The organism is Azohydromonas aeria, from assembly GCF_009760915.1.
In the GTDB taxonomy this organism is placed as follows: domain Bacteria; phylum Pseudomonadota; class Gammaproteobacteria; order Burkholderiales; family Burkholderiaceae_C; genus Azohydromonas; species Azohydromonas aeria.
The window spans coordinates 1-25943 of the sequence record NZ_VIDQ01000089.1 but is presented as its reverse complement, the minus strand read 5'-3'; the positions used below and the strand labels follow the sequence as shown (position 1 = coordinate 25943).

Genomic DNA, 25943 nt, shown 5'->3' with positions numbered 1-25943 from the left:
TGTCTTTACGGGTAGCCAACGGAAAACTTCTTCCGCACCAGGGATGGAACGGATGCGTAACCCGGAATTCCATGCGTGCTTGTCCGTCCGCACAACGTGCAGTCGCAGACTCATGAGAACCGCAAGACCTGGGCGGGCTCGAAGGCGCCACCCGGGCCTACGTCAAGCGCGTAAAGGGCCCGGTCTACGTCTTCACCGGCCCGGTGTACCCCAAGGCCGGGGTGCAGGTCATCGGCAAGGGGCGCGTGTGGGTACCGGCCCAGCTCTACAAGCTCGTCTACGACGCCGGCGCGAACCGGGCATGGGCGCAATGGGTGGAGAACGATAACGAGGCCCGGGCGGGCCAGCCCATCACGTACCGGGACCTGGTGGCACGCACCGGCATTGAGTTCCTGCCGGGCATCAACCCCGCGGACTGACCTTCCCGGCCAGCCGACGTCGGTCGCACTCGGCTTCAAGGAACCTGCGGCCAGGTCCTGCGCGACAGCAGCCGGCGCCCCGTCAACCGACAAGCGATGCACGCATGGCGGCACAGGTGCACTGGCTGCCGTCCGGTCAGCGGACCTGTGCCCTGGCCGTGCCGCCCGGACTCAGGAAAGTGCCCAGCAGCGCCAGCGCTGCGAGCACCAGCACCACGGTGTCGAAGGCCTGGGCCGTGCCTAGCAGGTCGGCGCCATGCGCCACGCTCCAGCCCGCCACGACGGCCGGCACGCCCATGGCAAGGTAGGCGATGACGAACAGCACCGACAGCACGCCCGCGCGCTGGTGCGCTTCGAGCGGTCCTACCACCGTGCGCAGCGCGCCCTGGAACGCCGCGCCGAAGCCCGTGCCGGTTACGGCGGTGGCAGCCAGGAACAGCACCACGGACTTCGCGGCCAGGGCCCCGAGCACCAGAGCCAGCCCGGCCGAGAGCACGACGGTGCCGAAGCGCAGCAGCCGCTGCGGCGCCTGCTGCTGCAAGGCCAGCACCGACAGCGCGCCGCTGCCGGCCAGCACGAACAGCGCAGCACCGCCCAGCAGCAGCGATGCCGACCCGGCCAGCGTGCGCAGCAGCGTGGGGCCCAGCGAGCCGTAGAAGCCCGGCACGGCCCAGGCCGCGACGATGGCGGGAGCCGCCATCAGCAGCGGCCGCAGTACCGCCGGCGGCACGGCGAGTTGCGGCCGCAGCGAGGCCAGCGCCCCGGGACGCGGCTCGGCGGTCTCCGCCACGAAGGCCAGCGCCACGCCCTGCAGCAGGAACACCACGCCCATGACGGCGTACACCAGGTGCGTCGGTGCCGGCAGGTACTGCACGAGCACGCCAGCGAGCAGCCCGCCCGTGGCCGTGCCCAGCATTGGCGCCACCGCATTGGCCACCGCACCGCGGGTGCGGTCCAGGTCCAGCAGCGCCGCGCCCACGGCCGCGACCGCGGCGCCCGTGAAGAGGCCCTGGAACACGCGCGCCAGCAGCAGGTCGCCCACGTCGTCGGCCCAGGCGAAGACCAGCATGGCCAGCGCCTGCGCCGCGGCCGCGGCCATGAGCACCGGGCGGCGTCCGACATGGTCCGACAGCCGCCCGGCCACCAGCAGCGCCACCAGCACCGCGATGGCGTACACGCCGAACACCAGTGTCAGCACCGTCGGCGAGAAGCCCCACTGCGCTTGGTAGACCGCGTACAGCGGCGTGGGCACGCTGGAGCCGGCCAGGAAGCTCAACGCGATCGAGGCCTTGAGGTAGAACGCCGCGCGGCGCGGCAGGCGCAGCCGCTGCGTCGCGGCCGCCGCAGGCAAGGGGGCGTCGGCGCAGCTCATGAGCGGCTCCGGCTGCCGTGCAGCGTGATCGACGCTTCCGCATCGGAGCCTGGAGCGGTGGCAGGGAGTCTGGGCGGCAACGGCGACATGGCATCTCCTGGACAGGGCAGTGACGAGAACCGAACAGACCGATCTGTCTGCCTGCGTTGAAGTGTACAGACCGGTCTGGTAAATTCAAGCCATGGCCAGGAAACAGGATGTCGAGCCGACGGTGCGCCGCTCCGCGCGCGAGCGGCTGCTTGCCGCTGCCGACGAGCTGTTCTACGAGGGCGGCATCCACACGGTGGGCATCGAGCGGGTGCTGGAGCGCGCCGGCGTGGCCAAGGCCTCGCTCTACGACTGCTTCGGCAGCAAGGACGAACTGGTGCGGGCCTACCTGCAGTCGCGCCACGAGGCGCGCAAGGCACGGGTGCAGGAGCGCATCGAGCGCGTTGCGACGCCCCGGGAAAAACTGCTGGCGGTGTTCGACGCCTTGCGCGAGGCTATGGCCGCACCGGGTTTCAGAGGCTGCGCCTTCGCGCGTGTCACCGCGGAGACGCCGCCCGGCGCCAGCGTGAAAGCCGTGTGCGACGAGGCGCGCGGCTGGCTGCGCGAGCTGCTGGCGACGCTGGCGCGGGAGGCCGGTGCCATGGACGCGGACGCGGTGGCGCGACAGCTGGCGCTGCTGTACGACGGCGCCCTGGCCAGCTCGCAGATGGGTGGCGGCACCGAGCCCGCCGAGTCGGCTCGCACGCTGGCGGAATTGGTTCTCGACGCCGCGTTGCCTGCGCCGGCGGCGTCCCGGGCCGCTGCCCGAGCCCCGAGTTCGAGGCGCCGCGAAGCCTGACGCCACGGGTTCAGCGGCGCCGAAGTGCAGCGACGCCACCCGCACAGGATGCGCACGATCCTGGTTGCCCGACGGCCGTGGCCCGCGCCGGGACTGCCGCGCGCTCCATGGCAGGTGATCCTCAGGGCAGCGTCAATTGCGACGCGCCGTTCCAGTTGATCACCAGACCGAGCCCCCCACCGCCCAGCGAGCTGTAGGTCGCATCGCCCCCCTGGATCCAGGAGTACCGGTTGGAGGCAGCACTGACGCTGCCGCGGAAGTTGCCCGCCGTGAAGTCGTGCGCGCCTTGAAGCGTGACGTTCTGCGGAGCGCTGCCAGCAGCCGTGGACAGGAACAGCGTGATGGTGGTCATCGCCGTGTTGAGCGGCAGCCCCGTACCGCCGGTGGTGACACGGCGATGCAACGCATACTGCCCGACCTTGACGCCGGCCTTGACGATGTTGCCGCCTTCGTGCTGCCACAGCCCCGCAGCGTCCGACACGTTGGTCAATGACGTGCGCGCCAGTGTCAGGTTGACCGCGCCTGCCATGGCCATGGGCGCACAAGCCATCAGGGTGACGATGCAAATAGCCTTGATGCCGTTCTTCATGGCGAACCCTTCCCGTTTGATGAATCGTGCCCATGCCTGGCACGCCATCAAGTTAGGCGCTGTGCCATCCGGGATTGAGTGCACTTGGTCATCGACGGTTGCGTGCACCGTCGGCATGGCCAGCCTGGCTTTCATCGGCCGAACAGCGCGGAAGAGGGCCCCGCGCACCGCTGTTTCCGCCTCCTTCGCGCCGTGCCGGCCCGCCTGCCTCGATTGTTCGATCTCACGGCTGATGGGCAAGGGCAACAACAAGTTGCGAATTCATCCAGGTGCCGGCTGCCCATGCCCGCTGGACGCAACAATGCGGCTCCACTCACCAGGAGCCTGCCCATGACCATCGAGGTTGTCCGCGATCGCGCGCAGAAGATGAAGCACACCGTCCGGGTCGGAAACCATGCCTTCACGGTCGACGAACCGCCTGCCAACGGCGGCGAGGACCTCGGCGTGACGCCGCATGACCTCTACGACAGTGCCCTAGCGGCCTGCAAGGCGCTCACGACGCTGTGGTACGCGCAGCGCAGGCACATCTCCGTCGAGGACATCCGCGCCAGCGTCGAGCGCGATGACAGCCAGGAGCGCCAGGGCGTCTACCGGCTGCGCGTGACGCTGGACATCACGGGCGACCTGAGCGATGCGCAGCGCCAGGAATTGCTCAACGTGGCGGCCAAGTGCCCCGTGCACAAGTTGATGACGCAAGCCACCACCGAGATCGTGACCGAACTTGCGCCACGCTGGCCCTAGCGCGCCTCGCATGCCGCCTCGCCCGGACCACCCTGGCGACTGACATTCCCGGCCGGTTGGGTCCGGTGCGCCCGGCCGTGCCGGAGCTTGCAGCCAACTCCTTCAGCACCCGGCGTAGTTCTTCCGTCCGCTGGCCGTGATGGTGTAGGTGCCGCCACGCGGGCCGACATGGCAGGTCGGAGCGCCGAGAGCGGCTGCAGTGGGGCGTCCCTCGTGCAAGGTATCCCCGGCTGTTGGGTTGGACACAGAGCGGACCGGCTCGGGTTGAGTGCGGTGGCAGTGGTAGTCGCCGGTCTTGCGGTTGTGATGGCAGCCGCTGGCGTCCAGGCCGCCGCCGTGCGCCAGCGCCTGCAGCGATGTGGTCAGGACAGCCGCGGCGACGGTTGCCGAAATTCGTTTCATCGTTGGGCCTCCCTCATGTTCCGGTCGGGCCACGGCCGCGCCTGGACGTTCCTCCGCCAAGGACGCCATCTTGCATCGACGGACAAGCGCCTGGCACGCGCAGGCAAGACGGCGCTGGCTCCCCAAGGCACCTTCCTTGTCGTGGTCCGCATGGACCGCCCGCACCGACACCACGAGGAAGACATGCCTGCCCAAGCTACACGTCCCTTCCACAGCCGCCATGCGGTGGCCTCGCTGCTCCTGGCCTGCGTGGCTGCGCCGGCCTCCGCCGCCGAGGCGCCCTCCTGGTTCCCGTCCGAGTGGGGTGCGCAGGACCAGCGTGGCGCGGCCAACCGCATCACGCCCGAGCGCACGCTCGCGGCGCTGCGCCTGGCCAGGACCGGGCGTATCCATTCGCTGGCCCAGCCGTTTCGCTCCGACATGCCCATCTGGGGCGGGCGGTCCTTTCAGCTCACGATCCCGCATGCCGACGAGCCGCCGAGCCAGAACGCGCTGACGGCCAACCTCGACTTCGTCGCCGGCGAGCTGGGTCAGGTCGGCACGCAGCTCGACGGCCTCGGGCACGTGGGCATCGGCGACCTCTACTACAACGGCAACGACCGGCGCGAGTTCGTGCGGCGCAACGGGCTGCAGCGCCTGGGCATCGAGCACGCCGGCCCCTTCGTCACGCGCGGCGTGATGATCGACGTGGCGGCCTACAAGGGCGTGCAGCGGCTGCCGCCCGGCTACGAGGTCACGGCGGCCGACCTGCAGGGCGCGCTGGCACGCCAGAAGCTCACCCTGCGCGAGGGCGACACCTTGCTCATGCGCACCGGCTGGGCGCAGCTGTGGAAGAGCGACCCGGCCGCCTACACCGGCAAGGCGCCCGGCTGGGGACCGCAGGCCTGCGAGTGGATCGTGCGCCAGAAGCCCGCGGCCACCGGCTGCGATACCTACGGCTGCGACGTCGTGCCCAACCCGCACGACGCCGCGGTGCTGTGGCCCTGCCACCAGATCATGGGCACGCAGGCAGGCATCTACAACATCGAGAACCTCGACCTCGAAACGCTGGCTGCGGACGGCGCGCACGAGTTCCTGTTCGTCATGACGCCGCTGCCGCTGGTGGGCGCCTCGGGCTCGCCGGTGGCGCCCATCGCCATCCGCTGAAAGCTTGGGCGCTGGCGCGCCGTTTCAGCCCCTTCGCTGCGCCGCAGCGCCGCAGCGGCGCCGGTACTCGCTGGGCGAGCAACCGTAGCGCTGCTGGAACGCCCGGCTGAAATGCGCCGCGTCGCTGAAGCCGTGCTCGAAGGCGACCTGCGTGATCGTGCGGTGCGAGGCAGCCGGGTCGCGCAGCACGCGCTCGCAGGCGGTCAGCCGCTGCTGCCAGATCCAGCGCGAAGCCGTGCAGCCCTGTGCCCGGAACAGCTGGTGCAGGCTGCGCAGCGACACGCCCGCGGCCTGGGCGAGGGCGCCCAGCGTCAGCGATGGATCTTGCAGCCGCGCCATGGCCTGGGCCTTGACGCGTTCGAACCGCGGGCAGAGCGAGGGTGCCGCTTCGCCGCGCAGTTCGCGCAGGCCCGCCGTGATGACGTCGAGCAGGGCGCTGGCCAGGTCGCCCGCGGTGCCGGGCTGCGACGCCGGCATGTCCTCACCGAGCGCCATGAGCATGGGCTGCAGCAGCCGGCCCGGCAGCGTGTCGGCCGCGGCAGCCCGGGCCACCAGCGCGTCGCAGCCGCCCAGCCGCGCCAGCAGCTCGCGCCTGGGAATGCGCAGCACCGCCTGCCGGTAGTCGGCGTCATAGGCCAGCTCGTAGGGGCGGCGCGTGTCGTAGATGGCGAACTCGCCCGGCGCCAGCCAGGTCTCGCGGCCGGCCTGGCGCACCGCGCCGCGGCCGGCGAGCTGCAGGTTGAGCAGGAAGAATTCCTCCGCTCCGCGCGCGGCCTGGCGCTGCGAGCGCGTCACGCGCTTGCTGCCGTGCCCGCTGGAGCGAAAGCGCGTGAGCGACAGCGCGGCCAGGTCGCGGTTGAGCATGTCGGCATCGAAACCCTCGGGCTCCGCGATCTGGAAGCCCGACTCCACGAAGCGGTCGGACACCGCCTGCGTCCAGCCGGCCACCCGCCGGTGCGGCGGCAGCGACAAGGTGGCGAAACCATGCGCGTGTGCCATGTGACCTGCTCCATGCCGGGAAGCGGTGATTGTGCGCTGTGCGCGCGCCTGGCGCGAACCAGCGCCCAGCCGTGCAGGCGTCACGGTCGCCATGGGCGCTGGGCCTTGCCTGGCCGGCGGCAGCGGTTCCGGGCGGGGTGCCAACATGACCGGATTCGACCCCGGCACAACAGGCCCGGCGGCGCTGGTGGCGCAAGCGCGCTGCACGGCACCTGGTCATGCCGGCAAGGTGGCCAATGTGGTTGCGCTCCCGTGCTCGCTCAAGTCCTGGCCAATGCGCAGTGAAGCGATTGTCGTGGGTGGCGGTGTACCGCGCGCCATCTGCTCCCGAGGACTGTCTGGCGGCAACCGTGACGGACCGCTGCAAGCCCGCCTGGGCCTGGATACGTCGCGCGTGCATGGCTCAAAGCGGTCCGGGCCGGTGGTGCAGTCGTTTGGAGGAAGTTGCTATGGCAACGTTTCAGGCTCGACATTGAAACGCAGGTGCGGGGCGCCGCCGACAGCGTGTCGGAGAGGGCTTACATGTCATGGCGGTGCCGGCCGGCAGCCCCGCTGATGGCCGGTGCACACACTGGCAGCTCTGATCAAGAGGCCCCGCATGAGCAATCCCTGGCTGAAGAAGAACCCCATCCTGAGCATGTGGCTCAGCGGCGCCAACGCCGTCGCAGGTGCGGCGCGGGGTCGTGCGAGGAGCAGCGCGAAAAGAAGTGCTGCCACGGCCTCGCGTCAAGCCGCTGGCGCCGCGGTATCTGCCTGGCTGGCGCCGTTTGCCGCGCCGAAGCCGCGGCGCAAGAAGCGCCGCTGACCGGCAGGCTGATGCGCGGCGGTCCCCTGGACGCGACTTCGACCATGGAAACCCTCCGTGCTGCTGACAGCACGGCCCCATGGCTTCGACAAGACGATAAGGCCTGGACGCCGCGGCGCCTGGCACCCTGTGGGTCAAACCGCCGGATCGTCCTTCGCCACCTCGACGCCGGCCGACTTGCGCGCTGGCCGCGGCGCCGGGCTCGCCATGAACGCGTCCGGGTCGAAGGGCTGCAGCAGCGCCCGGGCCTCTCGCCCGTCGGCGTAGAGCCAGTCCCGCCACCGCTCCTGGGGCACCACCACCACCGAGCGCTTCTCGTCGCCGGGCTTGTGAAAGCGCCGCATCAGCGGGTGAGAGTCGGCGTTGATGGTGAGCATCGAGAACGACCACAGCGGCTGCTCCTGGCGCTGCGCTTCTTCCCAGATGCCGGCCAGGAAGAACGGCTCTGCGTCGCGGTGCGCGATGCGCCAGCGCGCCGCCTGCCCCGACTCGTAGCTGGGCTCGAAGATGGACTGCACCGGGATCAGGCAGAAGCGCCTGGCCTTCCACGCCTGGCGAAAGCTCGGCTTCTCGGCCACGGTTTCGCTTCTGGCGTTGTAGGTGGCGCGTGCGAGCTTGTCGTCCCTGGCCCAGGCCGGCAGCAGCCCGAAGACGCCCGGCCAGGGCGAGAAGTCGGCCGTCTTGGTTTCACCCGCCGTCACGAACACCGCCCTGGAGCCCGGGTAGGCCTCGCCGGCATAGGAGAACGTGGGCTCCAGCGTCTGAAGGGAAAGGCGCAGGTGGCGTGGCGTCGGGAGCTCGTAGTTCGCGCACATGGAGCGTCACGCAGGGATGGGCTGGCGCCAGTATGGACTCGCGGCATGCCGCGGCAGGCATGCCGGCCACACGGGCGCTGAGGTGCTCAGCCCGGGCTGCTCCCGCTGCACTGGCGCCATGCCTTTGCCGTGTGCACCAGCGCGGCCGCCTTTAGCGTGCCACGACCAGTGCCCGTTCACCGAACCAGCCTCCGGTGGCGCCGCCGTTGAGGCGCGCGCGCACCAGGATGCGGTAGGTGCCTGCGGGCAGGTTGGTGCCGCCCACGGCCGTGATGCTGTTGCTCTCCCAGCCGTCGAAGCCTGCCGTGCCGTTGGCTGCGCAGAACGCGTCGCCGGAGCCATTGGTAGGAGCCAGCGTGGCGGCCGTCGTGTCGTTGGGGCGCAGCACGACGATGTCCACGTCGGTCCAGGCGATGGTATTGCCCGCCGGGGCGTCGACGGCACACTCCGCGGCGAAGGTGACGATGAAGCGCCGGCCCGCGGCATTGAAGAAGGAGGCCGAGGTCATGCCGGGCACGGCGATCTGGCCCGCGTTGGAGAAGGTCCAGTTGTTCGGGTTGGTCACGGCCGAGACGGTCTGGCCGTGGACCACGCCGGCGCCCAGGAGCGCAAGGGCGGCAACGGCGAGACGAGGGGTGATGCGGTGGCTCATGGCGTGGCTTTCGGGTCCAGGGCGGTGGCGACAGGCCGACACGGACCCCGCCCTGGAGGTCCGCGCCGGCACGGCAACGGAGTCCGGCGTGAAGCTGCCGGACGGAACAGGCCGCGGCCGCCTCAGCGGCCCGCGACCTGGGGCGAGGCGGCGTCGATGCGCTCGCCTTGCGTGAGCTCGTCCAGGCGCCGCTGGGCCTCGCGCTGGATGGCCGCGCTGGGCACGTAGAGCGCCGCCTGCAGGGCCTCGCGCACGGCAGACGTGTCGCCTGACGTGGCTTCCAGGTACTGCTCGAACGCCAGCAGCCGCACCCGCTCCGAGGCATCGGTCTCGAACAGTGTTTTCAGCGTGGCGGCCGGCACCGTGAGACCCAGGTCCCGGGCCTGCAGCAGGCCTTGCGCACGATCTTCCTCGGTGCCCAGGCGGACGCGCTGCAGCAGCCGCTCGGCCTGTGCCGGCGATGCATAAGCCGTGGCGGCGCATTCCGGCACGAAAGCCGGCTGCGCCCTCGTGCCGGCCGTGGCCGCTGGCGCAGGCCGACTGCCGGCGGGACTCGGCAGCAGGGCGCCCTTCGGGTGCTGCCTTGCGATCTGGGCCAGCACCCATTCCACGGGCATGCGCTCCACGTGCAGGCTGGCCAGGCCGTCGCTTGATACGACAACGGCAGGTGTCAGGGGTTGCGCGGCCGAGGCCCCGGTGTCGCGCACCGCCGGCGCGGCGGCAGGCTGCGGTGCTTGCCAGGCATGCACGGTCCAGCCCAGCACAGCCGACAGCACAGCCGTGCCGAGCAGCTCTGACGCGCGACGCAACCACTCCATCGCCGTCTCCTCACGATGCCTTCAGGAACCAATGTAGGCATGGACGCAGGTTTTGCAGTGGGCCAAAGGTCACTGACCTCGGGCCCCTGAACTGCAAGCTTGCACAAGGGCGCTCCGCTGCCGTAGTACGCGGACGAGCTTGCGACCGACCTTGACCTTGTCAGGGCTCGGCCCTCAGGCCTGGTCGAGACGGCTCCTGCGCCGGCCCCGGGCCGATAAGCCGCAGCGATGGCCGCGGTCGCGGCGTCACAGGGCCTTGAGAACCAGGCTGGCGCCCGACAGCGCCAGCAGCAGGGCCACCCAGCGCGTGAAGCGGGCATCGCTCATGCGGGCGAACACCCGCATGCCCACCTGGGCACCGGCCATCGCAGCGGCGGCACAGGCCAGCGCCGGCAGCAGCAGCACGTCGGCCGGCGGTGTGCGGGGGCCGCCGCCAAAGGCGGCAAGGCACGCCAGCGTGCACAGCTGCATGGCCAGGATAAACGGCTGGTACTGGGCCCGGGCTTCCAGCTTGGGAACGCCGCGCAGCTGCAGCCACACCACGGGGGCGAGGCTGGGCGCTCCCGAAAAGCCGCTCATCAGGCCGCCCAGCAACCCTGCCACGGCAGTCCCCGGACGGTGGTCCCGCACTTGCCATCGCGGCTGGCGCCACAGGCCCTGCAGACCCCATCCCACCAGCAGCAGCCCCAACAGGTCCGACAGCTGGGCCGTGTTGGCGTGCAGGAGCAGCCACACGCCCAGCGGCGTGCCCACCAGCCCGGCGACGAGCATGGGCGCCAGCGCAGGCAGGCGCACATCACGGCGCAGCCGGGCCACGGCGTAGGCCTGGATGGTGATGTTGCAGACGCAGCCAATGGCGACCATGGTGGCGGCATCCGAGAAGAACGGGCCCGCCAGGACGGCCGCGATGGCGCCGAACGCGAAACCGGTCGTGCTGGCCATCGCGGCGGTGACGAACAGGGCCGCGGCCACGGCGCCCCAGCGCAGTGCCGGGTGCCAGTCGGATGCCGATGCCGCGGTGCGCTGCACGGCCAGCAACAGCAGGCCTGCTGCCACCAGCCCGAGCGCGTGGCCCAGCCAGGGATGGACGCGCGGCCGGCTGCGCCGGGAGCGCGCGGGCCTGTGGCCTGGCGTGGTGAAGTCCCGGTGCACGCCCACCGTGATCTCCGCCTGGACCGCTGCCGCACTCGTCCCGCATGGCGGCTTGTCCGCGTCGTCTGCACCTTCCCTTGTCGTCATGCCGCTCGCCTACCGTGCCGCCACCAGGTCGGCCCGGCGGCCGGGCACCGGCGGCAGGCGCTGCAGGCACAGCCGCTCGCCCACGAGCCGCTGTGCCTCGCGGGCGTGAACATCGTCCGCCAGGGGTCCCAGGCTGTCCTCGGTTGCGCGCTCACCCGGAAGCTTCACCCGGATCGCCACGTAGCGGCGTCCCTCGATGCCGTCGACCGCGCCGCCGCGTTGCAGGCGGATGCGGTTGTGCTCCGCGGCGGGCACCAGCCACGCCTGATCGATGCGCACCTTGGCGATCCACGGCGGGCAGGCCTGCCGCTGTGCCGCCACAGCCATGCGCAGTGCCGTGGCGGTACCGGCATCCTGCGCCAGGCACAGCGGTGATGCCAGGCTTGCCACGGTCAGCACTGCAACGGCACGGGGGTTCAGGACAAGATGCTTCATGGTGTCAGGTCGTGTACAGGCGCGCATCGTAGAAACGCGGCACCGCGGCGGCATCTCCCAGCTGGGATATGAGGCACGCAGCACGACCCGCCGGCTGCCAGCCGGATGCTTGCCAAGGGTGCCTGCCCGGCGCAGCGTCCTGGCTGGCCGCGACCGCAGCCGGAGCAAGCCACAACGAGAACCTGATGGACCTGCTGTCCCTGTCCAATGAGGCCTTCGCGGAAGGCCGGCTGCAAGAGACCGCACGCCTGGCGCGCCGGGCGCTGACCCAGGCCAGGCGCCAGGGCGACCTGGCGCACCAGGGACGCGTGCTGCAGTTGCTGGGGCAACAGCAGTTCGCGGCCGGAAGCACCCGGCTCGCGCTGGAGGCGGCGAGCAGCGCCGCCCGGGCCAGCGAAGCCACCGGCGACGTGACGAACAACGTGCTGGCGCTGTCACTGGTGTCGCACCTGGCCAGCACGCTGCGCCACGACGACTGGGCCCTGGGCGCGGCGCAACGTGCCGTGGAGCTGGCCTTCGGGCCGCCGCGACGAAGTCCTGTCGGTTGTTGCGGGCAACTACCTCGGCGTGGCGCGCTTCTTCCGCGGCCATTGGCAGGACGCAACGACGACCCTGCAGGAGGCCCGCCGGCGTGCTGAACGTGTGCCGGTGCTGACGCTGCGGCTGCGCCCGGCCTTCAACGCGGCCGTGTGCCGGATCCGGAAGCGCCTGCTCGACCGCGGCGTCACGGGGCGCGTCGAGGAAGACGGGCTGCAGCGGCTGGACGACGGCCTGAGTGCCTCCACCATCCGGCTCGTGATGCCCGCTCCCACGGATTGTGTCCTCGATGGCGAGGCCGCGATCGCGTGGCTGCAGTGCTTCGAGGCGCTCGGCCGCGGCGACCTGCGCTGGGCCCGGGAGTGCCTGCAGGTCTGCAGCGCCAACCTCCAGGCATCGCCCAGCGTGGCCGTGCGCTTCATGCGGCCCTACGTGCGTGTTGCGGCGTGCGAGCTGGCGCTGATGCAAGGTGCGTGGGTGCAGGCTGCCAAGAGCGCCGACGACGCCCTGGCCGCTGCCCTGCAGGCCGAGAACCAGCAGGTCGCCTGGCTGGCGCAGCTGCTCAGGCTGCGCGCCCTTGAAGCGGACGGTCGCATCGAGGACGCCCTGCGCGGCTGGAAGGCCCTGTATGCGCAGGACATGATGCGCTCAAGTGCGTTGCCGTGTGGCCCGGCGGTGCCGTGGCGCATGCCCGCGATCGGGGCTTCCGGGGCCGGCAAGCTGGCAACCGCCTCGCTGGGTTTGACGCCGGCCGAGCTGGCCGTCCTGCGCCTGCTCTGCCAGGGGCACACGGCCCCCAGGATCGCGGCGCTGCGCGGCACCAGCCCGGGCACGGTGCGCATACAGCTCAAGGCGCTCTTCTCCAAGACCGCCACGGGTTCGCAGCAGGAGCTGATCGCCCGCTTCGCCAGCGATCCCAGCCTGTTTCCCGCCAGCAGCCCGTGATGTGCGTGCGTGCATCCGATCCCGCGATCGTTGCGCGGACCATCAATTGGCCGTGCTGCGCACGGGTCGTCGACGGCTGCAAGGTGTTGCTCCTGTCCTGTGCAGGCGTCGGCAGGCCGGCCATGGATGCCAGGCTGGCCTGAAGCGCGGCAGCCCATTGCCTGCTCCGGTCCTTCGTGACGGCTCCGTCCTTGACGCAACGATGCTTCCCGGAGCGTGCCGAGCCCGGTCGCACGTGGCGGCGCGTCGGGCGCCAGGCAACCAGGCAGCAAGCTGCGCCAAGCCGCCATCAGCGCAGCCAGCGCATCGCTGGAGCCGTCCTCGCCAGCCCCGGCGCATGTACCGCTGCGCCCGCCCGCAAGAGGCCGGCACTCGCTGCACGCCGACCAGGTAGCCTCGCACCTCCTCGCTGACCGTGACCGAGGCCAGGACGCGGCCCTTGCCGTCCGCGGCGTGGATGAGGGTGCCACGCCAGTCGTCCTCGGCAAACCAGTGCGCGGGCAGCGCCACGGGGAGCCTGGAAGTGGCCATGGGCAGCAATGCTGCAGCGCCAGTGACGACGAGGATGGCACAGGGCCTTCAGGACCATGGGACCGGGCAGGGCACTTCGGCTGCCGCAAGCGCCTGCACGGTTCTTGAGCGGCTGCTGCGGCTGCGATCGGTATCCCTACGGGAAACATAAATATGATGATCATCATATTCAGCGGCTACACTGCTCCCATGGATCGCCAGCCCACCCGCAAGGAACTGACCCACGCGCGCATCGTCGAGACGGCCGCGCGCGCCATCCGCCGCGCCGGCTTCCAGGGCGTCGGAGTGGCCGACATCATGAAGGAAGCGGGCCTCACGCACGGCGGCTTCTATGCCCACTTCGCCTCGCGCGACGCGCTGCTGGTGGAGGCGCTGGAGCACGCGGGCCAAGACAGTGCCGCGACCATGGCCCGGGCGATGGCATCGCGCCGTGCGCGCGGCGCGAGCCCGTTGCGGGCGCTGGTGGAGAGCTACCTGTCCGAGGCCCACCTGCGCGCGGCCGACACCGGCTGCCCGGTGGCGGCGCTGGCCGGCGAGATGCCGCACCAGGCGAGCGAGGTGCGCGAGGCCGCGGCGCAGCGCGTGCGCGCGCTGATCGGCCTGGTGCAGCAGGCGCTGCCGGGCGACGCCGGCGCGGGCGGCGCCGAGGCCGTGGCCAGCCAGCTGGTCGGCGCGCTGCAGCTGGCCCGCGCCCTGGGCGACAACGCGCAGGGCAAGGCGCTGCTGGCGCGCAGCCGCGAGTCGCTGCTGGCGCTTTTCGACACCCCGTCCCCAGCTCCTTCGCCATGAGCTGACCGCTTTTTCCCAGGCCACCGCCAGCGGTGGCTCCCGCCGGCCGCCCTGAAATATGACGAACATCATATTCGGCGGTGCCTCTACCTGACCCTCTTGTCCCAAGGACCCGTCATGAAGCTCGACAACGCCACCGTCCTCATCACCGGCGCCAACCGCGGCATCGGCCTGGCTTTCGCGCGGCAGGCGCTGGAGCGCGGCGCGCGGCGCGTCTATGCCGCCGCGCGCGACCCGCGCCAGGTGACGCTGCCCGGGGTAGAGCCGCTGCGCCTGGACGTGACGCGGGCCGAGGACGTGGCCGCCGCCGCGCAGCGCTGCGGCGACGTCACGCTGCTGATCAACAACGCCGGCGTCGCCGAGTTCGGCGGCTTCCTGGGCGAGGATGCCGAGGCCTCGGCGCGGCGGCAGATGGAGGTCAACTACTTCGGCCCGCTGCGGCTGAGCCGGGTCTTCGCACCGGTGCTCGCCGCCAACGGCGGCGGCGCGCTGCTCAACGTGCTGTCGGTGGCCAGCTGGGTGCATGGCATGGGGCTGCAGGTGTACGGCGCGACCAAGTCGGCCGCCTGGGCGCTGACCAACGGGCTGCGCCACGAGCTGCGCGCGCAGGGCACGCAGGTGCTCGCACTGCACATGGGCTTCGTCGACACCGACCTCACCAGCGCCATCGACGCGCCGAAGTCCGATGCCGACGACATCGTGCGCCGCGCCCTCGATGCGCTGGAGACTGGGCAGGAGGAAGTGCTGGCCGACGACTTCACGCGCGCGGTCAGGCAGGGGCTCTCGGCCGAGCCTGGCATCTACCTGCAGCCGCGCTGAAGGCGCATTTGCGCCCGCCCGTCCCGCTGCCAAGGCCCTGCCATGACCGCTCGCACTTCCACCACGCTGCCCCTGGGGCACGCATCCACCACCACCACCGCCGCGCCGGCCTGGCCGGTGTTCCGGGTCGCCAGCGTCGCCGTCTTCCTGGTGTCGCTGGACACCACCATGCTGTTTGCTGCCTTCCCGGCGCTGCGCGCGGCCTTTGCCGGCTCGTCGCCGGCGGAGCTGTCGTGGGTGATCAACGCCTACACGGTCGTGTTCGCCGCGATGCTGATCCCGGCCGGCGGCCTGGCCGACACGCACGGTCGCAAGCGCGTCTTCATGCTGGGCGTGACGGTGTTCCTGGCGGCCTCGGCTGCCTGCGGCCTGGCCACCGGGGTGTGGTGGCTGGTGGCCGCGCGCGTGCTGCAGGCCGTGGGCGCGGCGCTGCTCACGCCCGCCTCGCTGTCCATCGTGCTGGCGGCCTTCCCCCAGGACAAGCGCGCCGTGGTCGTGAGCCTGTGGGGTGCCGTCGGGGCGCTGGCCGCCGCGGTGGGGCCAAGCCTGGGCTCCTTCGTGGTGGACGGCGTGGGCTGGCCCTGGGCCTTCTACCTTAACCTGCCGCTCGGGGCGCTTGCGCTGTGGCGCGGCGCGTCGCTGATCCAGGAGGCGCCGCGGCGCGAGGGGCCGCGCCAGCGCGTGGACGGCGTGGGCATGGCGCTGCTCGTGGTGGCGGTCGGCGCGGTGGCGCTGGGCATCGTGCAGGCCGAATCGAGCGCGTGGAGCCGTGCCGGCGTGGCCGCGGCCGTCTTCACCGGGCTGGCGGCCCTGGCCGCCTTCGTGGCCTGGGCGCGCCACACGCCGACGCCGCTGGTGGACCTGGCGCTGTTTCGGCACGCCACCTACCGCTGGGTGAACTTGGCGACGCTGGCCTTCGGCGCGGCGTTCGCTATTGGGTTCTTCGCGGTGTTCTTCTATTTCACGGCACTGTGGCACTACCCGCTGCCGCTCGCCGGGCTGGCCATCACGCCGGGGCCGCTGCTGGTGATGCCCACGGCCATCGTGACCGGGCGGCTGGCTGCGCGGCTGGGCCACCGGCCGTTCCTGGTGGGCGGCGCGCTCGTCTACGCGCTCAGCGGCGCGTGGTTCCTCACCGTGCCGGGCACGGAGCCGGCGTACCTCATGCAGTGGCTGCCCGGGCTGCTGCTCAGCGGCCTGGGCGTCGGGCTGGTGCTGCCCTCGCTCACTGCCGCCGCGGTGAGCCGGCTGCCCGCGGCGCACTACGCGGTGGGCAACGCGGTGAACCAGGCCACGCGGCAGATCGGCTCGGTGATGGGCGTGGCGCTGACGGTGCTGCTGGTGGGCCACGCCGGCGTGCAGCGCGGCGACTTCTCGGTGCTGTACGGCCTGCACATCGCGCTGGCGCTGGTCACGGCCGCGTGCTGCCTGGCCGTGGACACGCGCCCGGCCCCGGCCTTGGCCAGGCGCTGACACCAGCCGGCAGGCAGGTAACGGATCCTGGCATGGCTTCCTCCTGCGCTGCTCGCCACGGGGACAGCGGCGGCGGCGGCCGCGCCGCACGTGCGCAGTGCCGTCGGCTGAACTGCTCTTCCGGGCGGCCCGTGTCCACGCCGGCGGCTTGACTTCTCGACAAGTCATTCCGGGCAGCCTTGCGCGCCGGACGCCACGCTGCCCAGGCAATCCTCTCTTCGGCATCGAGGGACTTCAGCATCGCTCGTGGCCTCAGCACCTGGATGGCCTGCGGCGCTCCTTCGGACGCGCGGGCGGCATCGGTGCGGCCGCGACGCGGTCGCATCCCCCTTCAGAGCCACCACTGCCGATGGAATCCGTTCCGATGGAATCGCAGGGTTTCGATCTGTCGGCCTGCGCGCCGCGCTGATGGCTTTCATGCGCCGCGGCAAGGCGCCGGCCGTCTGGTAGATGCCTTCGCACCAGGCGCGCTGCGATGCCCCTGGCAATTCGATGCCGCAGCTGGCCATGAAATCTCGAAGGACAAGCAGTTTCCAGCAGTACCAACCTGCACGAGGAGAACACCTGGCCTTGTCTTGATACCGCCTGGCCGCAAGCGAAGCCCCGGGATTCCGCGCCGACGCACTCGGAGCGCTGCCCCGGCGCGTTGCGGCCCTGGACACCATCCAGGGGTGCCGGCAGTACGTGGCGCTGGTGCGGCACCGCCGCCAGCGGCGCCAGCGCAACCGGTGGCTGTGCCACGCACTGGCTGCGGTTGCCTTCACGCTGGCCGTGTGCGAGAGCGCCGGCGGATCTCCCTGGGCACTGCTGCTGGCCGTCCCGGCGTCGGCCCTGGGCTGTTGCGCCGGCAAGCTGCTGCAGCCCCGGCGCGACTTCACCCGGGCGGAGTACCTCAGCATTGCGGGCGTGGTGGACGAGCACGGCAGCGCAAGCTGCATCCACTGCGGCAGCCGTTCCGTGTGGCAAACGGTCGAGCCGGACCGGCCGCGAATGCGCTGCGCCTGCGCCAGCTGCAAGGCGCAGCTGTGGGTGCAGGATGCCGCTTCCTGAGACAGGCGGCCACCCTTGCCGCCGCCGTGGCCCGGCGCCTGGCACCTTGCCCATGCCTCCGACTGCGCCGTGAGCCCGCCCGTGTTGCGCGAGGAGCCGGTAATACCCGCCGGCATCAGGGACACGTCACAACGCCGGCGCACTTGGCACCGGCCGCGCGTCGCAGCGGGTTTGCACGGGGGTGAAAAGCTCCACGTCGCCGCAGGTGCCTGTCGCCTACGATGGCCGTGAGCCAGCGCAGCAGTTCGCATGCCCCGCCAAGGCAGTACCGCCGCGCCGCGGAACGCTGTTTCCCCGCAGCGCGCCCGTCCTCCATTGGGCTCTTGCTTCGGCAGCCCAGTCCGGCTGCCACACCGCCATGGACCTGCTCTGCACCCCACCCAAGCCTGCCGGGCACCCGCTCGCCGAGTACATCGAGGCCTTCGACGAACTGGAGCGCCGCGCCGCGCGCGGCCAGCTCACGCTGGCGCAGCTGCGCCGTGAGGTTCACGCGCTGCGTGAGCGGTTCACGGGTGGGCAGGCGGTCGCGCCAAGCCTTCCTTTCGGGCGGGGCCACTGACTCGGAAGGCGCGGGTGGCCGCCCGCACGGCGTCAACGCAACTACGGCTCGCCACGTTCAAGGGATGTGGATGCAGGCGCAACCGGCGAGGGCCGCTCAGGTCGTGGATCAAGGCACCGCACGACCTGTGCGTCCGCCCGCCTGGCATGTCGGCGATGTGCAGGGGTACCCGCTCAGAGGCAACGACGTGGAAGGGAAGATGCGGATGAACGCGAGAAGGCAAGGCGCACTGGCCGCGGCGACGCTGGCGCTGGCTGTTTTGTCGGCCGTGGGGCTGGCCGCCACGAGCCCTGCAGTCGAAGAGCACGCGGCACCGGCGTCGGCCCTGTTCGCGGGCCCACCGTTGCCGTGATCCCGCACCGCAGGCGCTTTTGGGCGCATGCGGGATGCCACGGCAGCGCCCGAAGTGCTCGCAGGACCAGAGCGACAGCGCCGCTGCCTAATTTTTGTGCAGCGAGGCAAATTCCTGCTGCGTCAACGACTTGGCCGCGCCGCACCGGGGTAAGCCCAAGCTTGTCCACAGCGGCAGGGGGTAAGTGCCGCGCGAAGGGCGGCGGCGTAGTGTCTGCTCCCCGCGCTCCCGATCACACCTGCGCCATGCCGCCATCGGCGAACAGTTCGGCGCCATTGACGAAGCTGGCGTCACTCGATGCCAGGAACAGGACCACCTTGGCGATTTCTTCGGGCTCGGAGACCCGGCTTGGGGAACCTGGCTGGCGAGGTGGTCGAGCCGTTCCTGCCGGGGAGCAGGGTCGCCGCCGGCCAGCTCCACCAGCCGCGGCGTTCGCACCGCGGCCCAGGACAATCAACTTGGCTCGGAAGTGACGATCCTCCAGGGCCAGGCTCTGGCTACGCGCCGGCGCGCGCACCGCGGCCTTGCTGGCGCCGTAGACCTTGCAAGCCGGCGTACTCGTGACGGTCGTCATCGGGCCGGGCAGGATGACGGACACGCCCTCGGCCAGAAGCGGCAGTGCCTCCTGCACCTTGGACAGCAGGCCCTTGATGTTGCGGTCGAACGTGTCAGCGTCATGCGCCTCGGTGATCTGGCCCAGCGGCGCCATGCCGCCGCCCGGGTTCGCGAACAGGGTGTCGATGCGGCAGGCGCACCCGCGGACCGTCTCCACCAGGCGGTCCAGGTCGGTGTTGCCGGCCGGGTCGGCACGAACGCCGATCGTGTTCGGCGGGTCGCGCAGGCGTGCCGCGGGGCCTTCGTCGAGGTTTGCTGTGGCCTGCATGCGCGGGCAACCAGCGCACTGGAGACAGCCCAAGAGGAGAAGCGGCTCAGCCTGACGACGCCGCAGCGCTGTTCCGGTCGCCCCCTGCCGTGGCTCCGGCCAGGTACGGCTCCATGATCTCCTGCAGCCAGTCCATGAACGCCTGCACGCGCCGCGGCAGCCGCCGGTGCGCGTAGAGCAGCGTCACGGTCATGGGTGGCGGCCGGTGGCCGGGCAGCAGCTCCAGCAGCTCGCCGCGCGCGAGGAACGGCCGCATCGCCGGCTCGGGCGCCTGGATGATGCCCAGGCCGGCCAGGCAGCCGTGCAGGTAGGCCTCGGAATTGTTGACGGTGAGCGCGCCGGCCATGGGCACGAAGTGCGTGCGCCCGTCCTCGTCCTGGTACTCGAAGCCGGCCGAACGCGCGCCCAGCCCGGGCAGGTAGTGGATGAGCTGGTGCGCGGCCAGGTCCTGCAGCGACCGCGGCAGCCCGAAGGCGGCAACGTAGGCCGGGCTGGCGCAGTTGACGAGCGGCAGCTGCCCCAGCGGCCGCGCCACCAGGCTGGAGTCGGCAAGCGGCCCCACGCGCAGCACGCAGTCGAAGCCTTCGCCCACCGGGTCCACGCGGCGGTCAGTGCTGCTGAGCTCCACCTGCAGCGCGGGGTGGGCCCGCAGGAACCCGGGCAGCCGCGGCAGCACGAGGTTGCGCGCCATACCGATGGGCATGTCCACCCGCAGCCGGCCCTGCAGCGCCGCCGGCCCGGGGCGGAACATGGCGCCCAGTTCCTCGGCATCGGTCAGCAGCTCTCGGGCGCGCGCCGCGAAGGCCTCGCCGTCGGGCGTCAGCTGCACGCGGCGGGTCGTGCGGTGCAGCAGCCGGGCGCCCAGCAGGCCTTCGAGCCGCTGCACGGCCGCCGACACGCTGGCGCGCGGCAGCCCCGTCACCTCGGCGGCGCGGGTGAAGCTCGCCAGCTCGGCCACGCGCAGGAAGACCTGCACCAGGTCCAGGGGAAGAGGCGCCGCATTGTTCGTCATGGCTGGACAGTCTAGCCAACGGACGTGGGTTTATCTGCGCAGGACCGACGAATAGGCTTCGGGCCGTCTTCCACTCAATTCGCAGGAGCCTTCCATGACGAACAAGGTCGCACTCATTACCGGCGGCAGCCGCGGTCTGGGCCGCAGTGCCGCCGAGCACCTGGCCGCGCGCGGCATCGACGTGCTGTTCACGTATCGCAGCCGGCGCGAGGAGGCCGACGCGGTGGTTTCGGCCATCACCGCGGCCGGCGCACGCGCGGCGGCGCTGGCGCTGGACGTGGGCGACAGCGCCACGTTTGCCTCGTTCACGCAGGCAGTGCGCGAGCAGCTGGCGCGCTGGGACGTGCAGCGCCTGGACTTCCTGGTCAACAACGCCGGCATCGGCATCCACGCGCCCTTTGCGCAGACCACCGAGGCGCAGTTCGACGAGCTGGTGCGTGTCCACCTCAAGGGGCCCTTCTTCCTGACGCAGGCGCTGCTGCCGCTGCTGGCCGATGGCGGGCGCATCCTCAACGTCTCCAGCGGCCTGGCGCGCTTCGCGGTGCCCGGCTATGCCGCCTACGCGGCGATGAAGGGCGGCGTCGAGGTGCTCACGCGCTACCAGGCGAAGGAGCTGGGCGCTCGGCGCATCCGCGTCAACACGCTGGCGCCGGGCGCGATCGAGACCGACTTCGGCGGCGGCGTGGTGCGCGACGACGCCACGATGAACCAGGCGCTCGCGGCGCAGACGGCACTGGGGCGGGTCGGGCTGCCCGAGGACATCGGCGCCGCGGTGGCGGCGCTGCTGTCCGACGACACGGGCTGGGTCAATGGGCAGCGGGTGGAGGCCTCGGGGGGCATGTTCCTCTGAGGTCGAACCGGCACGGGAGCACCCGCAGCAGGTCAGCGGGAAGGGCGTCCGCGGCGCCCGCAGGATCCCCCGGGAGGCATGCAGGTGCTGCGTTCAGCCGGTTCCGTGCCACAGCCGCCGTCGTGATCGCAGCCGCGTATGCGGCCAGGCGAACAGCCGGCCCTTGCCGGGTGTGCAAAAGTCGGCCTTGGTTGCCGATCCCTTTCCTGGATCGACGCGGCAGCGCTGCCGATGCCCTCGCACAGTTCGTCCCGGTGTTGCGGCAGCCGGCGCCACGGGTTCCCGGTGAGGCAGGCGCGGCCTGGCCTGCACGTGGTGTCCTGTTGAACACCGCCCAAAGAACTCTCGGCGGGCTGCCGGGGGCCTGGCCGCCGGGATCCCGTGCGCAAGTCGAGGCGGTGCATGCGCCCGGGGCAGTGCCGTGCCATGGCCGACAAGGACTGCAACGAGAAATGACCGCATGCCGGACGCCTTCGCCCCCACGCTCACGGCCGCCGCGGCGCGCATCGCCGCCGTGCGGCCCGCGGACTACGCACGCACGCGCAACGCGCTCGACGGCGCGGTGACCGGGCTCTCGCCCTACATCACGCACGGCCTCGTGACGCTGCCCGACGTGCTGGCCGGGGTCGCGTCGCGCCACGCGCTGCCGGCGCAGCACAGGTTCGTGTTCGAGCTGGGCTGGCGCGAGTACTTCCGCCATGTCTGGTCGCATCGCGGCGACGGCATCCTGCGCTCGCTACACGAGGGGCCGCTGCCCGACGAGGCCTACGCGCGCGAGCTGCCCGCCGACATCCGTGCGGCGGCCACCGGCGTGCCGGCCATCGACGAGGCCGTGCGAACGCTCCACGCCAGCGGGATGCTGCACAACCACGCCCGCATGTGGCTCGCGAGCTACGTCGTGCACCTGCGCAAGGTGCACTGGCGCGCCGGCGCCGACTGGCTCTACGGCCACCTGCTCGACGGCGACCTGGCCAGCAACCACCTGAGCTGGCAGTGGGTGGCCGGCACGGGCAACCACAAGCCGTACCTCTTCAACGCCGACAACGTCGCGCGCTACGCGCCGGCGTCCTGGCACAGCCCGGGCAGCGTGATCGACACCCCCTACGAGATGCTGGAGCGCATGGCGCGTGATCCTGCGAGCGCATCGCGGCCCGGCGGCGTGCCGCGCGACCTCACGCCGCTGGCCGAGCCGCTCCTGCACGACACGCCGCCCATTGACCTGGGGCTGAGTGCCCCGGATGCCGCCCTGGTGGCCGGGCGGGACGTGTGGCTCGTGCACCCCTGGAGCCTGGGCGCGCTGCCGGCGGGGCTGCCGCCCGAGGCGGTGGTGCTGGGCGTCTTCGTGGCCGACTTCCACCGCGCCTGGCCGTGGAGCGAGCGGCGCTGGCGTTTCGTCGGCCGCCGCATGGCCGAGCTTGCCGGGTATCGCTGGTTCGGCGACGCCGCGGCCATCGGCGCGGCGCTGGCGGGTGCGCGCAGCGTGCGAGCCATGGCCGAGCCGCACCTGGCGCCCTGGCTGCTGCGCTGGGCCGAGTGCCGTGCCGCGCCGACGCTGTTCGCGCCGGTGGAGCGGCGCTGCGACTCGTTCTCGAAATGGTGGTCCCGGGTGTCGAAGGGCATCGACTCGGCGGCCGAGCTGCTCGGCCGCCAGCAACCATCGCGAGAGCAGTGATCATCGGCGTCTGGCTCCTGGAGTCCCCGCCGCACGGCGCTGCCGTGTCGGCCTTTGGCAGCTCGTTTCGGCCACTCCTCGACCGGCCCGCAGGGGGCCGCTGGCAGTTGCCCTGGCGCCGAGGTCGGGCGCCGCCGGCGGTGTGCAGAGCCGCTGCCGACGCGTTGCGTTCAGGCCTGCTCGATGGCCCAGGTGTCCTCGGCGGGCAGCGGCACCAGCCGCACGCGCTGGCCGCGCCTCGGGCTGGCTCCCTCGCCCAGTCCTAGCAGCCGGCGCAGTTCGGGGGCCAGCAGGTTCGGCATCGAGCCGTCGTCCCTAGGCTGCTCCTTCACGACGTTGAGTTCGTCCTTCGCGAACTTGCCGTACAGGAAGCGAGCGTTGATGCGCACCGGGTGCCAACCCAGGGGCAGCCCCTCGCGCGACGCACCGTCGCGGAACATCACGCACAGGCCTGCGCCGCCCTGCGGGATGACGGGATAGACGAACCGTCCCGGACGCGGCCGGTCCCAGTAGTCCGCCAGCCGCCACGTCACGCGCTCCAGCACCGCGGCGCGCAGGGCATCGAGGTCGCCGGCGCAGGGCCCGGTGTAGCGCAGCTCGTCACGCTGCTCGTCGAGGGCGAAATACCGCCCCGGCTGCCCGGTGTTGCCGCCGGTCCAGGCGTTGATGGGGTTGTCCAGCAGGTAGCGCCGCCAGGCGGCGTCTTCGGTGGTTGCGCCCTCGACCTTCGTGCCGTTGACGTCCAGCCGGTAACGCTCCTCGCCGAAGTGGCGACGAAACGCCGCGACGAGTTCCGGCATGCCGATGGCGCCGGGGAAGCGCCCGCCCTGCAGCATCGCCAGCAGCACGACCATCTTGAACGACTTGGTCATCGCCGTGCGCTCGATCTCCTGCAGGAAGTCGCCGGCCTCGGCGTCGAGCGCGCGGTCCGTGTCGGTGGCCAGGCCCAGGTGCTGCATGACCTCCCAGCGCCGGCACCCCAGGGCCTTCATGCACTGGCGTGGCCCGTAGCGTCCCAGCCGGTGCACCTCCACGAGCGTGGGCATGCGCTCGAGCGTCGCGGCCAGCTCCTTCAGGTCCGCCAGCACCAGGTCCCGCAGCGGGGAGGCGCCGCGCAGGCTCTCCTTGAGGGCGTCGAGCGCCAGCGGCTCCAGCTCGATGCGCACGTTCTCGGGCAGGCACGGCAGCGCGCTGCCCGTGGCCTGCGCCTGCTGCAGCGCCCGCAGTGCCGCGCTGGCGCTGGTCGTGTCCTCGCCCTGGCCGCCGACCAGGAACGGCAGCTTGAAGTGCGCGCGCCGGTAGTTGGCCAGGAAGTCGAGCACGGTGAGGTGGTCCTTGCCGTCGTGCAGCCGCAGGCCGCGCCCGAGCTGCTGCAGGAACACCACCATCGACTCCGTGGGGCGCAGGAACATCACGAGGTCCACGCACGGGATGTCCACGCCTTCGTTGAACAGGTCCACGGTGAAGAGCACCCTGAGCCGCCCGGCGGCGAGCTGGTCCAGCGCCTGCTGGCGCGGCATCGACTCCGGCGCCGAGTGCACGGCCGCTGCCGGCACGCCGGCCGCCTCGAAGGCGCGGGCCATGAAGTCGGCGTGGGCGATGGAGACGCAAAAGCCCAGCGCGGCACGCGAGGGGTGCTCCCGGTACTTCGCCAGCGCCAGCGCCGCGCGCTCGGGCGTGTTGAAGGCCAGCGTCAGGCGGGCGGCGTCGTAGGTCCCCGCGCGCGTGAGCATGTCGGCGTCAAAGGCCACCACGTCGGCCACGCCGAAGTAGCGAAACGGCACCAGCCAGCCGTAGGCGATGGCGTCGAAGAGCCCCACCTCGTAGGCCACGTTGCCGTGGCACAGCGCCATGAGGTCGCGGTTGTCGCCGCGCCAGGGCGTGGCCGTGAGGCCCAGCAGGAAGCGCGGCTGCAGTACCGCCAGCAGCCGCGCGTAGCTGTCGGCCGCGGCATGGTGGAATTCGTCCACCACCACGTAGTCGAAGCGCGCGAGCTCGGCGCGCGCCAGCCAGCGCTCCTGGGAGAGCGTCTGCACCGAGGCCAGCACCACGTCGCGGTCGATCTCCTCGCGCCCGGCCACGACGAAGCCCTGGCTGCGCCCGGGATAGAGCGCGGCGAAGGCTCGGGCAGCCTGCTGCAGCAGCTGGCGCGCTCGAACCAGTAGGCCTTGGGGTGGAAGCTGCGGTCCGGGTGGCTGAACACCCGCGCCTCGAAGCGGCCGCTCCACGACAGCACGCGCTCCAGCGCCTCGGGTTCGGTCACGTCGAGGTAGTCGGTGGTCAGCAGCCGGATGTCGGCGCCGCGCAGCAGCGCCGCGCGCAGGGCGCCTTCCATCAGGTCCAGCCCCGAGCGCATCACGAAGGCCACGGCCAGGCCCGCGGCCGTGCAGTGCTGCAGCTCGTGGCGCAGCGCATCCACGAGCGAGGCGCCGCCGCCGACGTGCAGCCGCCGCGGCCTGGGCGCGTCCTCGGCCAGCACCAGGCCGGCGTCGAAGCCGCCGCGTGCCAGGTGCTTGCGCCGCGCCGCCTCCTGCACCTCGTCCAGCCCGATACCGGGGCGCTCGGCCACGGCCGCCAGCACGGTGTACAGGTCCGCGAACTCGCCCACCAGCGCGGTGCGCTCGCCCGAGGCCTGCGCGTCGCCGACCTCGACCGCTTCCTCCACGAGCTTGCGCGACAGGAGGGGCCCGAGCTCGGCGGCGCTGGCGGTGCGCAGGCGCAGCTCGCGCCCTTCGGCGCGCGCCAGCTGCGGGATCAGGTCGCGGATGAGCTTCTCGTACATCGGGGCCGCTACCGGCTCAGGTCGCTCCAGTAGTCGGCCTTCTCGGGAATCACCCAGCGCACGCCGCCCCGCGGGTCGGCCTGGTCGCCTTCAAAGCGCGGGATGAGGTGGATATGCAGGTGCGGCACCGTCTGCCCGGCGGCAGGCCCGTCGTTGATGCCAATGTTGAAGCCGGCCGGCGCGAACTCGGCGATGGTCGCAGCCCTGGCCTCGTCGAGCAGCGCCAGCAGCGCCTGGCGCTCGGCATCGCTCGTGTCGAAGAAGGAGCCGGTGTGGCGCTTCGGGATCACGAGGCTGTGGCCGGGCGAGACGGGAAAGCCGTCGCGGATCCACAGCGCGTGCTCGTTCCCGCCGAGGATGCGCGCGCGGGGCAGGGTGCAGAACGGGCAGCCATTGGAGTTCATCGGGCGATCGTACCGACTGGATCGGGC

At 71.6% G+C, this 25943-nt stretch carries 27 protein-coding genes and 1 pseudogene; 13 read left to right on the top strand and 15 right to left on the bottom strand.

What is annotated here, in order from left to right:
• The coding region (locus FJ694_RS38115; RefSeq protein WP_510513692.1) for a DUF5372 family protein at positions 1-73 on the bottom strand (73 nt) is incomplete at its 3' end.
• Between the two features lie 55 nt (positions 74-128).
• Between FJ694_RS38115 and FJ694_RS31295 the strand changes: the two genes are divergently transcribed.
• The gene (locus tag FJ694_RS31295; protein ID WP_157271449.1) at positions 129-419 is read left to right on the top strand and encodes a DNA/RNA non-specific endonuclease; all 291 of its coding nucleotides are present in this window, start codon (positions 129-131) and stop codon (positions 417-419) included.
• 136 nt (positions 420-555) lie between these two features.
• Here FJ694_RS31295 and FJ694_RS31290 read toward each other — a convergent pair whose 3' ends face one another.
• Positions 556-1791 carry an MFS transporter gene (locus FJ694_RS31290; RefSeq protein WP_157271447.1) on the bottom strand — a complete coding sequence of 412 codons (1236 nt, stop codon included), beginning with the start codon at positions 1789-1791 and terminating at the stop codon, positions 556-558.
• Positions 1792-1972: 181 nt separating this feature from the next.
• Here FJ694_RS31290 and FJ694_RS31285 point away from each other — a divergent pair, with 181 nt between their 5' ends.
• Entirely contained in the window at positions 1973-2617 is a 645-nt protein-coding gene (locus tag FJ694_RS31285; protein WP_157271446.1) for a TetR/AcrR family transcriptional regulator, read from the top strand.
• A 121-nt stretch (positions 2618-2738) separates the two neighbouring features.
• Here the strand turns inward: FJ694_RS31285 and FJ694_RS31280 are convergent, their stop codons facing one another.
• Positions 2739-3458: a hypothetical protein gene (locus FJ694_RS31280; RefSeq protein WP_157271445.1), complete on the bottom strand. Its 720-nt coding sequence runs from the start codon at positions 3456-3458 to the stop codon at positions 2739-2741.
• Between the two features lie 78 nt (positions 3459-3536).
• Between FJ694_RS31280 and FJ694_RS31275 the strand changes: the two genes are divergently transcribed.
• The gene (locus FJ694_RS31275; protein ID WP_157271444.1) at positions 3537-3947 is read left to right on the top strand and encodes an OsmC family protein; all 411 of its coding nucleotides are present in this window, start codon (positions 3537-3539) and stop codon (positions 3945-3947) included.
• Positions 3948-4049: 102 nt separating this feature from the next.
• Here the strand turns inward: FJ694_RS31275 and FJ694_RS31270 are convergent, their stop codons facing one another.
• Positions 4050-4349 carry a YHYH domain-containing protein gene (locus tag FJ694_RS31270; RefSeq protein ID WP_157271443.1) on the bottom strand — a complete coding sequence of 100 codons (300 nt, stop codon included), beginning with the start codon at positions 4347-4349 and terminating at the stop codon, positions 4050-4052.
• Positions 4350-4532: 183 nt separating this feature from the next.
• Here FJ694_RS31270 and FJ694_RS31265 point away from each other — a divergent pair, with 183 nt between their 5' ends.
• The gene (locus tag FJ694_RS31265; protein WP_157271442.1) at positions 4533-5495 is read left to right on the top strand and encodes a cyclase family protein; all 963 of its coding nucleotides are present in this window, start codon (positions 4533-4535) and stop codon (positions 5493-5495) included.
• A gap of 24 nt (positions 5496-5519) precedes the next feature.
• On the opposite strand, the gene FJ694_RS31260 is transcribed toward FJ694_RS31265, so the two are convergent.
• The 6 genes from FJ694_RS31260 to FJ694_RS31235 form a co-directional block, all read right to left on the bottom strand.
• Complete coding sequence (locus FJ694_RS31260; RefSeq protein WP_198321098.1) at positions 5520-6494, bottom strand: AraC-like ligand-binding domain-containing protein; 975 nt, start codon at positions 6492-6494, stop codon at positions 5520-5522.
• Positions 6495-7433: 939 nt separating this feature from the next.
• Positions 7434-8114 carry an SOS response-associated peptidase gene (locus tag FJ694_RS31255; RefSeq protein WP_157271440.1) on the bottom strand — a complete coding sequence of 227 codons (681 nt, stop codon included), beginning with the start codon at positions 8112-8114 and terminating at the stop codon, positions 7434-7436.
• A 151-nt stretch (positions 8115-8265) separates the two neighbouring features.
• Entirely contained in the window at positions 8266-8766 is a 501-nt protein-coding gene (locus FJ694_RS31250) for a hypothetical protein (protein ID WP_157271439.1), read from the bottom strand.
• Positions 8767-8888: 122 nt separating this feature from the next.
• Positions 8889-9584, bottom strand: coding sequence for a hypothetical protein (locus FJ694_RS31245; protein WP_157271438.1), 696 nt, complete (start codon positions 9582-9584; stop codon positions 8889-8891).
• Between the two features lie 246 nt (positions 9585-9830).
• Complete coding sequence (locus FJ694_RS31240) at positions 9831-10823, bottom strand: sulfite exporter TauE/SafE family protein (protein WP_157271437.1); 993 nt, start codon at positions 10821-10823, stop codon at positions 9831-9833.
• Positions 10824-10832: 9 nt separating this feature from the next.
• Positions 10833-11258, bottom strand: coding sequence for a hypothetical protein (locus tag FJ694_RS31235; protein ID WP_157271436.1), 426 nt, complete (start codon positions 11256-11258; stop codon positions 10833-10835).
• A 185-nt stretch (positions 11259-11443) separates the two neighbouring features.
• Between FJ694_RS31235 and FJ694_RS31230 the strand changes: the two genes are divergently transcribed.
• From FJ694_RS31230 to FJ694_RS31200, 7 genes are all read left to right on the top strand, one after another.
• Positions 11444-11896, top strand: a complete 453-nt coding sequence (locus FJ694_RS31230) for a hypothetical protein (protein ID WP_157271435.1) — start codon at positions 11444-11446, stop codon at positions 11894-11896.
• A gap of 10 nt (positions 11897-11906) precedes the next feature.
• Complete coding sequence (locus FJ694_RS31225; RefSeq protein WP_157271434.1) at positions 11907-12740, top strand: helix-turn-helix transcriptional regulator; 834 nt, start codon at positions 11907-11909, stop codon at positions 12738-12740.
• A gap of 684 nt (positions 12741-13424) precedes the next feature.
• Entirely contained in the window at positions 13425-14060 is a 636-nt protein-coding gene (locus FJ694_RS31220) for a TetR/AcrR family transcriptional regulator (protein ID WP_232540315.1), read from the top strand.
• Between the two features lie 117 nt (positions 14061-14177).
• Entirely contained in the window at positions 14178-14879 is a 702-nt protein-coding gene (locus FJ694_RS31215; RefSeq protein WP_157271433.1) for an SDR family oxidoreductase, read from the top strand.
• Positions 14880-14921: 42 nt separating this feature from the next.
• A complete protein-coding gene (locus FJ694_RS31210) occupies positions 14922-16352 on the top strand; it encodes an MFS transporter (RefSeq protein ID WP_157271432.1) in 1431 nt (476 codons plus the stop codon).
• A gap of 684 nt (positions 16353-17036) precedes the next feature.
• Positions 17037-17402: a hypothetical protein gene (locus tag FJ694_RS31205; RefSeq protein ID WP_157271431.1), complete on the top strand. Its 366-nt coding sequence runs from the start codon at positions 17037-17039 to the stop codon at positions 17400-17402.
• Positions 17403-17760: 358 nt separating this feature from the next.
• Complete coding sequence (locus tag FJ694_RS31200; protein WP_157271430.1) at positions 17761-17961, top strand: hypothetical protein; 201 nt, start codon at positions 17761-17763, stop codon at positions 17959-17961.
• Between the two features lie 584 nt (positions 17962-18545).
• Here the strand turns inward: FJ694_RS31200 and FJ694_RS31195 are convergent.
• Together FJ694_RS31195 and FJ694_RS31190 are read right to left on the bottom strand one after the other, a co-directional pair.
• On the bottom strand, positions 18546-19196 hold the full coding sequence (locus FJ694_RS31195) for an SDR family oxidoreductase (RefSeq protein ID WP_232540314.1): 651 nt from the start codon (positions 19194-19196) through the stop codon (positions 18546-18548).
• Between the two features lie 46 nt (positions 19197-19242).
• Positions 19243-20208, bottom strand: a complete 966-nt coding sequence (locus tag FJ694_RS31190; RefSeq protein ID WP_157271429.1) for a LysR family transcriptional regulator — start codon at positions 20206-20208, stop codon at positions 19243-19245.
• 94 nt (positions 20209-20302) lie between these two features.
• On the opposite strand from FJ694_RS31190, the gene FJ694_RS31185 reads away from it, so the two are divergent.
• Together FJ694_RS31185 and FJ694_RS31180 are read left to right on the top strand one after the other, a co-directional pair.
• Positions 20303-21058: an SDR family NAD(P)-dependent oxidoreductase gene (locus tag FJ694_RS31185; RefSeq protein WP_157271428.1), complete on the top strand. Its 756-nt coding sequence runs from the start codon at positions 20303-20305 to the stop codon at positions 21056-21058.
• A 460-nt stretch (positions 21059-21518) separates the two neighbouring features.
• Entirely contained in the window at positions 21519-22730 is a 1212-nt protein-coding gene (locus FJ694_RS31180) for an FAD-binding domain-containing protein (RefSeq protein WP_157271427.1), read from the top strand.
• A 170-nt stretch (positions 22731-22900) separates the two neighbouring features.
• On the opposite strand, the gene FJ694_RS31175 is transcribed toward FJ694_RS31180, so the two are convergent.
• The 3 genes and pseudogenes from FJ694_RS31175 to FJ694_RS31165 all read right to left on the bottom strand — a co-directional run bounded on the left by FJ694_RS31175 (position 22901) and on the right by FJ694_RS31165 (position 25916).
• Positions 22901-24958 (bottom strand): DEAD/DEAH box helicase, encoded by a 2058-nt coding sequence (locus FJ694_RS31175; protein WP_198321097.1) that lies wholly within the window; start codon positions 24956-24958, stop codon positions 22901-22903.
• Between the two features lie 293 nt (positions 24959-25251).
• A pseudogene (locus FJ694_RS37450) lies at positions 25252-25512 on the bottom strand (nucleoside triphosphate pyrophosphohydrolase); the annotation flags it as partial.
• 8 nt (positions 25513-25520) lie between these two features.
• Positions 25521-25916 carry an HIT family protein gene (locus tag FJ694_RS31165; RefSeq protein WP_157271424.1) on the bottom strand — a complete coding sequence of 132 codons (396 nt, stop codon included), beginning with the start codon at positions 25914-25916 and terminating at the stop codon, positions 25521-25523.
• Between the last annotated feature and the right edge of the window lie 27 nt (positions 25917-25943).

Excerpts from the sequence above, each read along its gene's own strand:
- FJ694_RS31290 (WP_157271447.1), bottom strand. The coding sequence starts at position 1,791 with ATGAGCTGCGCCGACGCCCCCTTGCCTGCGGCGGCCGCGACGCAGCGG.
- FJ694_RS31285 (WP_157271446.1), top strand. The coding sequence starts at position 1,973 with ATGGCCAGGAAACAGGATGTCGAGCCGACGGTGCGCCGCTCCGCGCGC.
- FJ694_RS31275 (WP_157271444.1), top strand. The coding sequence starts at position 3,537 with ATGACCATCGAGGTTGTCCGCGATCGCGCGCAGAAGATGAAGCACACC.
- FJ694_RS31270 (WP_157271443.1), bottom strand. The coding sequence starts at position 4,349 with ATGAAACGAATTTCGGCAACCGTCGCCGCGGCTGTCCTGACCACATCG.
- FJ694_RS31265 (WP_157271442.1), top strand. The coding sequence starts at position 4,533 with ATGCCTGCCCAAGCTACACGTCCCTTCCACAGCCGCCATGCGGTGGCC.
- FJ694_RS31260 (WP_198321098.1), bottom strand. The coding sequence starts at position 6,494 with ATGGCACACGCGCATGGTTTCGCCACCTTGTCGCTGCCGCCGCACCGG.
- FJ694_RS31255 (WP_157271440.1), bottom strand. The coding sequence starts at position 8,114 with ATGTGCGCGAACTACGAGCTCCCGACGCCACGCCACCTGCGCCTTTCC.
- FJ694_RS31250 (WP_157271439.1), bottom strand. The coding sequence starts at position 8,766 with ATGAGCCACCGCATCACCCCTCGTCTCGCCGTTGCCGCCCTTGCGCTC.
- FJ694_RS31245 (WP_157271438.1), bottom strand. The coding sequence starts at position 9,584 with ATGGAGTGGTTGCGTCGCGCGTCAGAGCTGCTCGGCACGGCTGTGCTG.
- FJ694_RS31240 (WP_157271437.1), bottom strand. The coding sequence starts at position 10,823 with ATGACGACAAGGGAAGGTGCAGACGACGCGGACAAGCCGCCATGCGGG.
- FJ694_RS31235 (WP_157271436.1), bottom strand. The coding sequence starts at position 11,258 with ATGAAGCATCTTGTCCTGAACCCCCGTGCCGTTGCAGTGCTGACCGTG.
- FJ694_RS31230 (WP_157271435.1), top strand. The coding sequence starts at position 11,444 with ATGGACCTGCTGTCCCTGTCCAATGAGGCCTTCGCGGAAGGCCGGCTG.
- FJ694_RS31220 (WP_232540315.1), top strand. The coding sequence starts at position 13,425 with ATGATGATCATCATATTCAGCGGCTACACTGCTCCCATGGATCGCCAG.
- FJ694_RS31215 (WP_157271433.1), top strand. The coding sequence starts at position 14,178 with ATGAAGCTCGACAACGCCACCGTCCTCATCACCGGCGCCAACCGCGGC.
- FJ694_RS31210 (WP_157271432.1), top strand. The coding sequence starts at position 14,922 with ATGACCGCTCGCACTTCCACCACGCTGCCCCTGGGGCACGCATCCACC.
- FJ694_RS31200 (WP_157271430.1), top strand. The coding sequence starts at position 17,761 with ATGGACCTGCTCTGCACCCCACCCAAGCCTGCCGGGCACCCGCTCGCC.
- FJ694_RS31195 (WP_232540314.1), bottom strand. The coding sequence starts at position 19,196 with ATGCAGGCCACAGCAAACCTCGACGAAGGCCCCGCGGCACGCCTGCGC.
- FJ694_RS31190 (WP_157271429.1), bottom strand. The coding sequence starts at position 20,208 with ATGACGAACAATGCGGCGCCTCTTCCCCTGGACCTGGTGCAGGTCTTC.
- FJ694_RS31185 (WP_157271428.1), top strand. The coding sequence starts at position 20,303 with ATGACGAACAAGGTCGCACTCATTACCGGCGGCAGCCGCGGTCTGGGC.
- FJ694_RS31180 (WP_157271427.1), top strand. The coding sequence starts at position 21,519 with ATGCCGGACGCCTTCGCCCCCACGCTCACGGCCGCCGCGGCGCGCATC.
- FJ694_RS31165 (WP_157271424.1), bottom strand. The coding sequence starts at position 25,916 with ATGAACTCCAATGGCTGCCCGTTCTGCACCCTGCCCCGCGCGCGCATC.